This window comes from Coleofasciculus sp. E1-EBD-02, assembly GCF_040218245.1.
GTDB lineage: Bacteria > Cyanobacteriota > Cyanobacteriia > Cyanobacteriales > Coleofasciculaceae > Coleofasciculus.
This window is the reverse complement of the sequence record NZ_JAVJQN010000093.1, coordinates 25,344-39,262: the sequence shown is the minus strand read 5'-3', so window position 1 is coordinate 39,262 and position 13,919 is coordinate 25,344. Positions and strand designations below refer to the sequence as shown.

10 protein-coding genes and 2 pseudogenes are annotated in these 13,919 nt (G+C 41.9%); 10 read left to right on the top strand and 2 right to left on the bottom strand.

Annotated elements, in window-relative coordinates:
- Positions 1-194: 194 nt before the first annotated feature.
- Positions 195-1,103 carry a beta-carotene hydroxylase gene (gene crtR, locus RIC07_RS15390; RefSeq protein WP_446395302.1) on the top strand — a complete coding sequence of 303 codons (909 nt, stop codon included), beginning with the start codon at positions 195-197 and terminating at the stop codon, positions 1,101-1,103.
- Between the two features lie 132 nt (positions 1,104-1,235).
- Here crtR and RIC07_RS15385 read toward each other — a convergent pair whose 3' ends face one another.
- A complete protein-coding gene (locus tag RIC07_RS15385; RefSeq protein WP_446395301.1) occupies positions 1,236-2,153 on the bottom strand; it encodes a hypothetical protein in 918 nt (305 codons plus the stop codon).
- Between the two features lie 165 nt (positions 2,154-2,318).
- Complete coding sequence (locus tag RIC07_RS15380) at positions 2,319-2,786, bottom strand: hypothetical protein (RefSeq protein WP_446395300.1); 468 nt, start codon at positions 2,784-2,786, stop codon at positions 2,319-2,321.
- Between the two features lie 403 nt (positions 2,787-3,189).
- On the opposite strand from RIC07_RS15380, the gene RIC07_RS15375 reads away from it, so the two are divergent.
- From RIC07_RS15375 to RIC07_RS15335, 9 genes and pseudogenes are all read left to right on the top strand, one after another.
- A complete protein-coding gene (locus tag RIC07_RS15375) occupies positions 3,190-3,963 on the top strand; it encodes a hypothetical protein (protein ID WP_446395299.1) in 774 nt (257 codons plus the stop codon).
- 156 nt (positions 3,964-4,119) lie between these two features.
- Positions 4,120-5,169, top strand: coding sequence for a type IV pilin-like G/H family protein (locus RIC07_RS15370; RefSeq protein WP_446395298.1), 1,050 nt, complete (start codon positions 4,120-4,122; stop codon positions 5,167-5,169).
- Positions 5,170-5,279: 110 nt separating this feature from the next.
- Entirely contained in the window at positions 5,280-6,716 is a 1,437-nt protein-coding gene (locus RIC07_RS15365) for a serine/threonine protein kinase (protein ID WP_446395297.1), read from the top strand.
- A gap of 39 nt (positions 6,717-6,755) precedes the next feature.
- Positions 6,756-7,682: pseudogene (locus RIC07_RS15360) on the top strand (serine/threonine protein kinase); the annotation flags it as partial.
- Positions 7,683-7,811: 129 nt separating this feature from the next.
- Entirely contained in the window at positions 7,812-8,780 is a 969-nt protein-coding gene (locus RIC07_RS15355; RefSeq protein ID WP_446395330.1) for a type IV pilin-like G/H family protein, read from the top strand.
- Between the two features lie 105 nt (positions 8,781-8,885).
- Positions 8,886-10,307, top strand: coding sequence for a serine/threonine protein kinase (locus tag RIC07_RS15350; RefSeq protein WP_446395296.1), 1,422 nt, complete (start codon positions 8,886-8,888; stop codon positions 10,305-10,307).
- 42 nt (positions 10,308-10,349) lie between these two features.
- Positions 10,350-11,201: pseudogene (locus RIC07_RS15345) on the top strand (serine/threonine protein kinase); the annotation flags it as partial.
- 129 nt (positions 11,202-11,330) lie between these two features.
- A complete protein-coding gene (locus RIC07_RS15340; protein ID WP_446395329.1) occupies positions 11,331-12,281 on the top strand; it encodes a type IV pilin-like G/H family protein in 951 nt (316 codons plus the stop codon).
- A 236-nt stretch (positions 12,282-12,517) separates the two neighbouring features.
- The gene (locus tag RIC07_RS15335; protein WP_446395295.1) at positions 12,518-13,888 is read left to right on the top strand and encodes a serine/threonine protein kinase; all 1,371 of its coding nucleotides are present in this window, start codon (positions 12,518-12,520) and stop codon (positions 13,886-13,888) included.
- The last annotated feature ends 31 nt before the right edge of the window (positions 13,889-13,919 follow it).

The window sequence follows — 13,919 nt, the reverse complement described above, 5'->3', positions numbered from 1 at the left end:
AGCCGGGGTCATGCCCCGGCTTTTTTGGTGAGAATTGCTGCCAGCTTCCCCAGATCCTGAGCGAAGCCGCCAAAACGTGTTAAGCTTATCAGTCGGTCAATTTTGATTAAATGACCTGATGTCAACAAAACTTTATAATTCTGTTAAGACATCTTATACTACCAAAGGATAGTTAATAAGGAGTACAAACAACGATGTCGGAGGCAATCAAGCCACTGACCGTACCCAGAGAATTCTTGGGTGCCCCCGAAGATTTTAATCTAACGTTACTAATGTTCATAGTAGCGATGGCTCTGATAGTCTTCTCGACCTGCGGTTACTGGCTGTGGGAGTTACCCGCACCCTTGTGCTTTGGGATTAATGTCCTAGCATTGCATATGGCGGGTACGGTAATCCATGATGCCTCTCACAATGTCGCCCACAAAAATCGGATCGCGAATGCGCTGATGGGTCATGGGAGTGCGTTGATGTTGGGGTTTGCGTTCCCAGTGTTTACCCGGGTACACATGCAGCATCATGCCAATGTGAATGATCCAGAAAATGATCCTGATCATTTTGTCTCAACCGGGGGTCCTCTGTGGTTAATTGCGGCACGCTTTTTTTACCATGAGATCTTTTTCTTTAAGCGTCGCTTGTGGCGTAAGTATGAACTGCTGGAATGGTTCTTGAGCCGAGTGTTTGTGGCGGGGGTGATTTACCTGGCGTGTCACTATGGCTTTTTGGGCTATATCATGAACTTTTGGTTTACCCCAGCCTTGGTTGTGGGATTGGCATTGGGGTTGTTTTTTGACTATTTACCCCATCGTCCCTTCAAAGAACGCGATCGCTGGAAAAATGCCAGGGTTTATCCTAGCCCCATCCTGAATATTATGATTATGGGTCAGAATTACCATTTGATTCATCATCTGTGGCCCTCTATTCCCTGGTATAAATATCAAGGAGCTTATCGAGCCACTCAGCCTTTATTAGAAGAAAAGGGCTGTCATCAGTCATTGGGACTGCTACAAGGCAAAGATTTCTTAAGTTTCGTCTATGATATTTTCCTGGGAATTCGTTTTCACCATAAAGGATCGGGACAAACTCATGATACCAAATCCCTATGACCAGCATTTCTCACAAGTTTTGCAATCTTAATCCTTGAAACCTTTACCTAGAGTAGATTTTGAGTACAAAAACTATTGCCTATTGCCTATTGCCTATTGCCTCTCCCCACCACAAGACTTATTCAGCAGCCCCTAATTATCCCATTGAGTAATTGGCTCAAAGGAGTTGAAAAACTGAGCCGCTTGATAATCAGTCTCCCCTGGCTGCTGTTGACTCGCTCTCAAAACATATAGGCGATTGTCCGCCCAATACAACCTGTAAGTCATCACTTGATTTGGGGTTCTCAGTTGAAAGGATCGACCAGGATAACCCTCCAGAGAAATCGGGCGATCGCGCTGTAATTGAGCGTCAGTTTCGGCTAAAATTTGGTCGCGGACTTGGCGTAACTTGGCTTCTGGTTCAGCTAACGCGATTTCTTCAGAATAAGCGATTACGAATCTTTGGGGAGCTTGATTTAGTCGATACGCTTCTAGATCAAGATTAGTTGCTTGATTGGCGGGAACGGCTGTGACATCTGTCGGCTTTTTGGGTAGAGAAACCGCAAATTCTCCCTGAGTGGAAACAACTCTCGTCCATCCTGTTTCTGGATCACGCAGCGTCAGCAAACTATCTGGATGATCTCGATTTTGCCAGTAAGCTTGCTCTTCAATCGTGAGTACATCCTCTTCAGATTCGTCTTCATCGCGTCTTTCTCTTAGCCTGTCAATGCGTCGTTCTAGTTTTTCCTCCCCTTCCTCAAAGAAGTCGGGATGCTCATAGATACCATGGGGTGGTAAGGGTTGAGGCGGTTCGGCGTCAGGAAAGTCTATATTCGGAGTCTGACCCGATGGTAAGGGTTGCGGCGTTTGCGAGTTAGGATTCCTGGGAATTTGAGCTTGAGCAAACGCTGAATGGGTTAAGCCCAGATTCGTTAGCACTACGGCGATGGCTAGAGTCCCTAGTTTGGCAACGGTAGAACCCACGCCTAGTCTAGACTCTAACGCTGGAGATTTAGGAGCGCGATCGGGTAAACGCGGTAATTTTGAATACTTGTTGCGTTGAGTAGTCATAATTTAACCTCCGTTTTTATTGGGTTTACGCTCATTCTAAAAAAAATAGAAGGGTTTACCTTCTATCAATGGGCTTATGTCTGGCGACAAATTAACACACCTCTATACCTGAGTTCGTAGTAGCCACTTTAGTGGCAGAAGCGCTTAAGCGCTTACTACAAACAGTTAATATAGCTCAGAGTGGGATTTGTTCGTCAACCAACTCTCTCCATGGTCTTGATTTTCCCAATAAGCTGACTCTTCAATTGTGAGTACCTCGTCTTCGGAAGAATCTGGCGTATTTCTCTGTCTTAGATTGTCAATTTGTTCCTCGAATTCTTCGTGTCCTTCCTCAAAGAAATCAGGATGTTCATAGATAGCGGGAATTTGTATAGGTCGCACAGGTTGTACTTCTAGCTCACGCCTGGGCAATCCAGGAGAGGGGAAAGACTGCGGTGTTGGCGAGTTTATTGTACTATTTCCTGGAACTTGAGCTAAAGTTACGCCCAGATTGGTCAATCCAACCGCAATGGCTAGGGTGAGGACTTGGGCTAACGTTGAGCCTGCTAATCGTTTTGCCCCTATCCTCTGAAGCAGAAAATAGCGATGGAGGAAACGAGGCAACTTTGAATAGTTCTCGTTTCTAACTTGCATGATTACACCTATGTATCTTTTTAATTCTATTTTATTGTGCCAACCAATAAACATTGGTTTGGTTTTACAAATTGACACAAATTTGATTAATTATTTAAATAAAAAATATCACTTTTTAAACTTTAAAAATACACCCAAATGGGTGAAAGTGATACCCGAATGGGTGAAAGTTAACCAGAAAGCGACCTTGTAATTCATCGCCGTTAAAACGGTTATGAAAAGCAGAAGCCGCTAAAAAAATGGGACACGCATTGCATAAGTCCCTGAAGCTGGAGAGATATAGTCCAGTAACCCCATCACAACGAAGTCAATGAGAAGTCGATGAGTTCTCGAATAACTCCGATGGGATCTCAAAGATGTGACTGATTAGATGGGACATAACACAAGTTGCTGGAGAATACCGATGACACAAAAGCCAAGCCTGGATTTGACTCTGCTCCCTCTGACACCTGCTCCCTTGGTTCCTTATAGGGGTGTCCCCGTAAAGCCGCAGCCGCCGAGACTATCTTGGCTCAAGGTGACAGGAGGTACAGTCGGTTTACTGCTAATGCTGACATTACCCGCCATGGCTTGCGGTGGATTGAATAGAGGATGGTTATTTGGCTCTAGTCTGATTACGCTTCCGGCGATGTCATTGATGTACGGGTATGGATTACCGTTATTGGCTACGGTTTTAATTGAATCTTTTATCTTGTGCAAACGAGAGTTGGTTCCTTTCCGAAAAGCTTTTTTGATAGCAGGTTTGGCGAATGGGTTTTATCTGTTGGCTAGTTTGGTTAGTTGGGTTTCTTTAAGTGCAATGTTTCCTTTGGCTCTCATTGGCTCGATTTTATCGGCGGCGATGTGTCTTTCATTCTGTCATCGTCGAGGATATTTGAAGAATATCAGTCAAGGGATGTTTAGGTTTGGTGTTTATCTTTTCTTCATGGCTTTGGGTTTTGCTACGTTATTCCTGATTAACGCCATGGATAGTTCCGCCCACCTAGCTTTTCTGTATGGTGTGACAGCCGGTTTACTGCTGATTGGTTTTATTTTGGGCTTTGTGACGAAGGGGTTTGCGATCGCAGGTTTATTAAAGCAGAAGCATCCTCATCTGGCAATGACGGTTATGTCGATGAATGTGGGTTCGTTTGGAATTATTCCTATGGCTTATTATTTGATGCAGCTTCAAGGGTAGGTAGGCGTTTGTTGAAGGGTTTTTGAGAAACGCAGAGGTTCGCAGAGGTTAGCGCAGAGGTTCGCAGAGGGAGAGAGAGGTGAAGAGGGCAATAATTAATTTTTGGCTTTAAGTTAGGTGGTTTTGTACCGTTTACTTTGGAGGAGAGAGAGTTAAATGCTTGTTGATAAAAACAGTGGCTATAGTTGTGGCTGGTTAGCTTTGCTAGGAATCATCGGAATTGGCTTTATGTTCCTATTGGTTAAGCCATTAATTATGGTTAACCCTAGTAAAGCAAAACAATACGAAGCAAAACAATATACTGGTTCAATGAATCGCGCCCAGCAAGCTTATTTTTTAGAGAAAAGTAATTTTACGAATAATATTGGTGAACTGGGACTAGGCATTAGCACTGAAACCACAAACTATACCTATTCAACTTCTGCCACTATTTTGAGTTCGATTAATTATGGCGTTTCCCGCCAATCCGATTTAAAGAGTTATATGGGCGGTGTATTTTTGGGTGACGCTGAAGCAACAGGAGAATTAACAACATTTGCGATTCTGTGTGAGACAAAAGATAAGGGTACTAATCGCCCTCCAGCACCAATTGTAGAAGATGGTAGGCTTCAATGCGCTCCGGGTACAGAAAGTCTTAGTGGAGGGGATCAAGAGGTTTTTTTCGGAGAAGATGGGAAGTTAGTATATATTTCAGCTAATTACGCGAAAGCTGGTAAGTATAATCAAGCCCTTGATACTGTGGAAACGATCACCGAAGAAGGTTTTAAGGCAAAAGCATTGCAGATTATTGCAACAGAATTAGTTGCGGCTGGTGAGTCTGAGCAAGCCTTGAGAGTGACTCGTAATATCTCCGATGACTCGATTAAGAGTAATACTATTCAAGCGATCGCACTCAAGTTAACTGATGCTGGTGAGTCTGAGCAAGCCTTGAGAGTAACTCGTCATATCACCGATGACTCGATTAAGAGTAAGACTATCCAAGCGATCGTACCTTATTTAACCACGGCGACTGAGCATGAGCAAGCTATTCAGGTGGCTAAAACGATGACAGATTATCAACCAAAAACCAAAGCCTTGGATGCCATTGTACGTCGATTAGTTGCTACAGGGAACCCTAAACGAGCGGTTCAGATTGCTCAAACTATCCAATCTTACTATGGCGGTAAAGAGAAGGCAATGGCAGCAATTGAAGGTTATAAACGTTGATAATAATACCTAAACCATCATGAATATTATCTATTTTGTCCGGATTGTTTTTGTATATTTGGATGTTTCACAACTTTGAACAGTTACAGCAATAGAGGCGGTCAATCCTTATGAAAACTAATCTCTTATTTAACCCCAAGCAATGCTTAAAGGAACGTTACCAACTGCAACAGCAATTAGGGAATAATGCAGGGCGTCAAACCTGGTTAGCTCAAGATTTACAGTCGGGTGAACAGGTGACGGTGAAGTTACTCGCGTTTAATCCCCAGATGGAGTGGGATGAGTTTAAGTTGTTTGAACGAGAAGCGGCGGTGCTAAAGCAACTGAACCATCCCCGAATTCCTCAGTATCGGGATTATTTTTCCTTGGATCAAAAAATTGGGGCGGGGTTATGTTGGTTTGGCTTAGTGCAGGATTATATCCCAGGCAAATCCTTACAGCAGTTACTGAATGAAGGAAAGCGGTTTACGGAGTCACAGGTTCGTTCGATTGCTAAACAAGTGCTGGAGATTCTCATCTATTTACATGGGTTAAATTCTCCGGTATTACACCGAGATATTAAGCCGAGTAATCTGATTTTAGGAGAGGATAAGCAGATTTATTTAGTTGATCTTGGTGCGGTGCAAGATAGTGCGGCGGTAGAAGGGGTGACGTTTACCGTGGTGGGAACGAGTGGATATGCACCATTGGAACAGTTTTGGGGACAAGCGGTTCCGGCTTCTGATCTTTATGCTTTGGGCGCGACGTTAATTCATCTATTAACGGGTGTTTCTCCGGCTGATTTGCCCCAACGGAATTTACGGATACAATTTCGGGAGCAAGTCAGTATTAACTCTCAGTTGATCAGTTGGATTGAAGCCTTGACGGAACCTGACCTAGATTTGCGCTTGAGTTGTGCGAGTCAAGCCCTTGATGCATTGGAAACAGGGCGATCGATTCGTTCTATGCGTTATCAGTTGGAAACTGTACATCCGCCTTTTTCAACACGAATTAAGCTTAAAAAAAACAAAAATAAACTTATTGTTTATTTTTCTGCAACCGGGATAGTGTGGTTTATAGACACTTGCGTATTTTTATTCATTAGATTAATTCCATTTTTTAGTTTAGTTTTATTATCAATAATTGTGAATTTGCTTTTGCTTTTAATCGGATTCATTTCCTTGCAAAATGTCTTTCCTTCGCCAATTGAAACAATGGCGGTATTATTTTTTATATTGATTAGCATGATTGGTTTGGGAGATGCAGGGCTGATTGAGCTTAGAAAAATGTACAGAGATATCAGTAATTTTATACTTGCTAACTTCTGGGGATACTCTGTAGTATTTGACATAGATAAATTGACTTGTCAGGGATTTGATTTTCATCTACTCCTTTCGGAGATTCAAGGAGTAGCTAGTTATCATTCAGGTAAAGTTGGTGACTATTCAGGTAGTGCTATCTATCTCAAGACAAGAAAGAGAGACTATTGTTTGGCAAATCGACTAACACTATCTGAATCAAAATGGCTAGTTTGTGAAATTAAAAATTGGCTGGCAAATGGTCAATAACGGACGTAACTCATAAATTAAAATTTCAAGGAGTAACTCATGTTAAGTGCAGGACAAGTTTTACGCGATCGCTATCAGCTACAAGAACAGTTAGGACATAATGCAGGGCGGCAAACTTGGTTAGCGATGGACACTAAAGCCTCACCACCAACAGCCGTTGTGGTTAAATTGCTGGCGTTTAATCCCCAGATGCAATGGGATGAGTTGAAGCTGTTTCAACGAGAGGCTCAAGTTCTAAAGAATCTCAACCATCCTCGCATTCCGAAGTATCTGGATTATTTTTCAGTGGATGATGTTGAAGCGGGTTTAGAAGCATCTTCTATCGATAAGGAAAATAGTGATAAGTCTAAGGTAAACGGATTACCCTGGTTTGCTTTAGTGCAAGAATATATTCCCGGTAACTCTCTCAAGCAGTTATTAGAGCAAGGGAAACGGTTTAACGAAAATCAGGTGCGTCATTTTGCCGAGGATTTACTCAAGATTTTAAGTGATTTACACGAGTTGAGTCCACCTGTTCTCCATCGAGATATTAAACCCAGTAATCTAATTTTAGGGAAAAATAACCAAATTTATTTGGTAGACTTTGGTGCTGTGCAAGACAAAGCCAAAGCTGAAGGGGTGACGTTTACGGTAGTGGGAACCAGTGGTTATGCGCCCCCTGAACAATTATGGGGAAAAGCTGTACCTGCATCAGATTTATATGCTTTGGGTGCGACTTTGGTTCATTTATTAACGGGTATTCCACCCTCTCAATTACCTCAGCAGCGAATGCGGATTAAGTTTCAAGATAAAGTCAAGATTAATCCGAATTTTGCTCACTGGATTGAGCAGTTAATTCAACCTGCACCGGAAAAACGGTTGAGTACAGCACGTCAGGCTTTTTCTGCACTGCAATCCTCTTTGATTCCTCACCACAATCAAATCCCTACCCAAGGCTCAAGACGCTATTTAGATGATAGTGACAGTGGCTACGGTTGTGGCTGCTTGGCTTTGCTAGGACTAATAGGAATTGGCTTTATTATCCTATTAATTCCTTCATTTTTAAATAGCGCTGATAAAGCCAAGCAATCCGAAGCAAGACAGTATATTGGCTCAATGAATCGCGCCCAGCAAGCTTATTTTTTAGAGAAAGGTAATTTTACTGATAATATTGGTAAACTGGGACTTGGCATTAGCACTGAAACCAAAAACTATACCTATTCAAGTTATGCAACTCTTTTGAGTTCGATTAACTATAGCGTTTCCCGCCAATCTGATTTAAAGAGTTATGTGGGCGGTGTATTTTTGGGTGACGCTGAAGAAACAGGAGAATTAACAACATTTGCGATTCTGTGTGAGACAAAAGATAAGGGTACTAATCGCCCTCCAGCACCAATTGTAGAAGATGGTAGGCTTCAATGCGCTCCGGGTACAGAAAGTGTTGATGGAGAAAATGAGCGGGGAATTTTTCTGGGGGAAGATTGGAAGTTAGTAGATGTTTCAGCTAATTACGCGAAAGCTGATAAGTACAATCAAGCCATTGATACTGCGGAAACGATTACAAATGACTTGATTAAGGTAAAGGCTTTGGGAATGATTACAACGGAGTTAATGGTGGCGAGTAAGTCTAAGCAAGCCTTACCAATCATTGAAAAGATACAAGCGATCGCACTCAACTTAACTGATGCTGGTGAGTATACCCAAGCCCTAAACGTGACTTACAGTATCCCCCATGACTCGATTCGCCGTAAAACTATCCAAGCGATCACATCCTACTTAACCACGTCTGCTGAGTATAAACAAGCCTTGCGAGTAATTCGTAGTATCACAGATGAGTCGATTAAGAGTAAGACTATCCAAGCGATCGCACGCTATTTAACCACGTCTGCTGAGTATGAACAAGCGATTCAGGTGGCTAAAACGCTCACAGACTACGAACTAAAAGCCAAAGCCTTGGATGCCATTGTACGCCGATTAGTCGCTACAGGAAACGATAAACGAGCGGTTCAGATAGCTCAAACTATCCAATCTTACTATGGTGGTAAAGATCAAGCCATGGCAGCACTTGAGCGTTATAAAAATTGACGGTGAGGCATAAACATCATGAATCTGATACATCTTAATAAGGACTATTTTGGTGGCGACAACCCAGAGAATTTATTCGTTGCATGATTACAGAGAAAGGGTATTATGAGAGATAATTTTTTGTTTCATCCCAAGCAATGCTTAAAGGAAAGTTACCAATTGCAACAGCCATTAGGGAATAATGCAGGGCGTCAAACCTGGTTAGCTCAAGATTTACAGTCGGGCGAAAAAGTGACGGTGAAGTTACTGGCGTTTAGCCCTCAGATGGAGTGGGATGAGTTTAAGTTGTTTGAACGGGAAGCGGCGGTGCTAAAACAACTGAATCATCCCCGAATTCCTCAGTATCAGGATTATTTTTCCTTGGATCAAAAAATTGGGGCGGGATTGTGTTGGTTTGGCTTAGTGCAGGATTATATTCCCGGAAAATCTTTACAGCAGTTACTGAATGAGGGAAAGCGCTTTACGGAGTTACAGGTTCGTTCGATTGCCAAACAAGTGCTGGAGATTCTCATCTATTTACATGGGTTAAATTCTCCGGTATTGCACCGAGATATTAAGCCAAATAATCTGATTTTAGGAGAGGATCAGCAGATTTATTTAGTTGATTTTGGTGCGGTGCAAGATAGTGCGGCGGTAGAAGGGGTGACGTTTACCGTGGTGGGAACGAGTGGATATGCACCATTGGAACAGTTTTGGGGACAAGCGGTTCCGGCTTCAGATCTCTATGCTTTGGGCGCGACGTTAATTCATTTATTAACAGGTGTTCCTCCGGCTGATTTGCCGCAACGGAATTTACGGATACAATTTCGGGAGCAAGTCAGTATTAACTCTCAGTTGATCAGTTGGATTGAAGCCTTGACGGAACCTGACCTAGATTTGCGCTTGAGTTGTGCGAGTCAAGCCGTTGATGCATTAGAAACGGGGCGCTCGATTTGTTATCCTTTGGAGTCCGTTTATCCACCTTTTTTCACGCGGATTAAACTTAAAAAATCTCCACATCAGCTTGTGATCAAATTTCCGGGTAGAAAAGTATTTTTTTGTGTATGTATTTTGGTTTTTGCGTTTAAATTGATTTTATTTTTTAGTTTGTGCTTACTGTTTATTTGTATATTTATGTCTACAGTATTGTCTGGGTTGTCTGCAATAGTCAATTGCCTTATATTAATTGCTGGAGAGGGGATTCCATTTTTATCGACAATTTTAAGTTTATCTATATTTTTCATTTCTCTGTATTTTGCTATGCAAATTCCCGAAAAACATTCAGAAATAACTAGCGAAATTAGAGGTTTTATCTTGCCTAGATTTCGGAGTTATCATGTAAGTCTTGATAAAAACAGCTTTTTCGTTTGCAATCAATTAAAGTTTCATTTATTGCTTTCAGAGATTCAACAAGTAAGCCCAGATTTTTTAAAGCAGGCAATCTATCTCAAAACGAAAAAGAGAAATTACTGTTTAGCCCATCACCTAAAACCATCTGAAGTCAATTGGCTGGTTTATGAAATTAAAGATTGGTTGGCAGATTGTTAGCAACGAATGAAACCCATTAGTTAAGAGTTGAAGGAATTAATTATGTTAAGTGCGGGACAAGTTTTATGCGATCGCTATCAGCTACAAAAATCGTTAGGACACAATGCAGGGCGGCAAACTTGGTTAGCGATGGATACTCAAGCCTCACCGCCAAAAACCGTTGTGGTTAAATTTTTGATGTTTAATCCCCAGATGCAATGGGATGAGTTGAAACTGTTTAAACGAGAAGCTCAAGTTCTGAAAAATATCAACCATCCTCGCATTCCGAAGTATCTGGATTATTTTTCAATGGATGATATCGAGGCGGGTTTAGAAGAATATGCTGCCGATAATAATGATAAGTCTAATGTAACTGACTTACCTTGGTTTGCTTTAGTACAAGACTATATTCCTGGTGCATCTCTCAAACAACTATTAGATCAGGGGAAACGGTTTAGCGAAAATCAAGTGCGTCATTTTGCCGAGGATTTGCTCAAGATTTTAATTGATTTACACGAGTTGAGTCCGCCTGTTCTTCACCGTGATATTAAACCCAGTAATCTGATTTTGGCGAAAAATAACCAAATTTATCTGGTAGACTTTGGTGCTGTGCAAGACAAAGCCAAAGCTGAAGGGGTGACATTTACGGTAGTGGGAACCAGTGGTTATTCACCCCCCGAACAATTATGGGGAAAAGCTGTACCTGCATCAGATTTATATGCCTTGGGTGCGACTTTGATTCATTTATTAACAGGGATTTCGCCATCTCAATTACCCCAGCAGCGAATGCGGATTAAGTTTCAAGATAAAGTCAGGATTAATCCGAATTTTGCTAACTGGATTGAGCAATTAATTCAACCTGCACCGGAAAGACGGTTGAGTACAGCACGTCAAGCGTTTTCTTCGCTGCAATCCTGTTTTATTTATCACCAAAATCAAATTCATGTGCGACAATCAATAAACCGTTCATCGGATACGAACAGTGGTTACGGTTGTGGCTGCTTGGCTTGGCTAGGACTAATTGCAATTGGCTTAATTTTCCTGATGCCTGGTTTATTTTGGGCTTTTGGTGGTTCTAGTAAAGCAAAGCAATCCGAAGCAAAACAATATATTGGTTCAATGAATCGCGCCCAGCAAGCTTATTTTTTAGAGGAAAGTAATTTTACTGATAATATTGGTGAACTGGGACTGGGAATTAGCACTGAAACAGAGAACTATACCTATTCAATACATACAACTTCCTTGAGCGTTATTAACTATGCCGTTTCCCACAAATCAAAGATGAAAGGCTATGTGGGCGCTGTATTTTTAGGTGACGCTGTAGAAACAGGAGAGATGACAACATTTGCCATTCTGTGTGAGGCAAAATCTCCCGGTACTCATCGCTCTCCAGCACCAATTGTAGAAGATGGTGTGATTCAATGCGCCCCGGAGACAGTAAAGCTAGAGAGTTATAGAGAGGATGAAAAAGAAATTTTTATCGGGGAAGATTTGACTTTAGCGTATCGTTCGGCTAATTACGCGAAAGCGGGTAAGTACAATCAAGCTATTGATACTGCGGAAACGATTACAGAGAGTTGGGTTAAAGTTAAAGCGTTGGAGGTGATTACAACGGAGTTAATGGTGGCGGGTAAGTCGAAACAAGCCTTACCTATCGTCGAAAAGATACAAGCGATCGCACTCCAGTTAACTGATGCTGGTGAGTATACCCAAGCCTTGAGAGTGACTCGTCATATCACCGATGACTCGATTAAGAGTAAGACTATCCAAGCGATCGCACCTTATTTAACCACGGCGACTGAGTATGAGCAAGGGATTCAGGTGGCTAAAACGATTACAGACTATGAACAAAAAGCCAAAGCCTTGGATGCTATTGTACGTCGGTTAGCGGCTACAGGTGAGTATGAGCGAGCGGTTCAGATTGCTGAAACTATCCAATCTTACTATGGTGGTAAAGATCAAGCCATGGCAGCAATTGAGCGTTATAAAAATTAACGTTAATCGGCAATTTACAACACCTGGTAGGAATGTTGCGGCGGAAGTCTCTATACCCTGAAACTGTACTCAGAAAACAGGATAGAGCAGTTGTATCAACAAAGGCAATCAGGGAGATGAGATAATTATCACTCAGGGCGAGTTTAGTCATACCTAAGTTAAAGTAAGAAATGATGACAGTAAAACCAGCCCTACACACGCGCTAGATACCGTCAACATTTATCCGAGGTAATCTTGTGTTCAATCCAGAGCAATGCTTAAAGGAATGTTACCAACTGCAACAAAAATTAGGACGGACGGCTGCAGGGCGACAAACCTGGTTAGCGACGGATTTACAATCTAATGAACAAGTGACGGTTAAGCTATTAGCCTTTAGCCCGGAAATGCAGTGGGAAGAATTTAAACTCTTTGAACGCGAGGCACAAGTTTTACAAGCCCTGAATCATCCCCGAATTCCCCGCTATCGGGATTATTTTTCCTTAGATAAGGAAGCGGGGTTACAGTTGCCGTGGTTTGGACTGGTGCAAGATTATATTCCGGGGGATTCTCTTCAAGAATTATTAGATAAAAATAAACGGTTTAGTGAAGAACAGGTTCGCGCTATTGCCAGTCAAGTTCTGGATATTTTGATTTATTTACATGAACTGAGTCCGCCAGTATTACATCGAGACATTAAACCCAGTAATCTCATTTTAGGGGAAGATAAGCAAGTTTATCTAGTTGACTTTGGTGCGGTTCAAGCGCAAGCGGCTGTTACAGGAGTCACATTTACAGTCGTGGGAACGAGTGGTTATGCGCCCTTAGAACAGTTTTGGGGACGGGCGGTGGCGGCTTCTGATTTATATGCTTTGGGCGCAACTTTAATTCACCTGTTAACGGGTACAGCCCCGGCTGATTTACCGCAAAAAGAAGGGCGGATTTATTTTCGCGATCGCGTCAGCCTGCAATCGAATTTTATCGCTTGGATTGAGCAGATGACCGAACTTATGTTAGAAAAGCGCTTTAGCGCCGCCAAACAAGCTATGAAATCGCTAATATCTGGAAATATTAATCTCTCTACTGCCGCGCCTAATCCGACTCGAATCAAAACTTATAAACCTTCAGGAAGTCTGATTAAAATCAATATTAATAAATCGATGGAACAACTTGCAATTACAATTCCTGCACCGGGACTTCGTAAACTAACCCAATATAGCTGGCTGGGATCTATCCTTTTCGGATACCTAACTTTAGCTTTATTTTTTGCTTTTATAAGTCAGGTTATTTTACTAATAGAAAAACAAGAATTAATGGGACTGTTGATGGGTTTAGCATTATTGGCAGCATTAGTCACTTTACTGGGTAATTTTTTTGGCAAAAAAACTCACGTTGTGTTTGATCGCAATCGTAACCTCTTCAAGCTAGAGCGACAGATAGGGTTCTTCAAATATGGTCGCCAGCAGCAATCGATTACAGAAATGGGCAATCCTTTCTTAGTGAATCGGGGCTCTATTTATGAAGTCATAATTCCATCAACACGGGGTACTTATAAACTGGGTGGCGCTTTGGGTGAACATGAAAGTATCTGGTTAATCCAAGAACTATTAGACTGGCTGCGTTTTAAATAAGCTTATTATTATCTTCGAGGGAAAACTTATT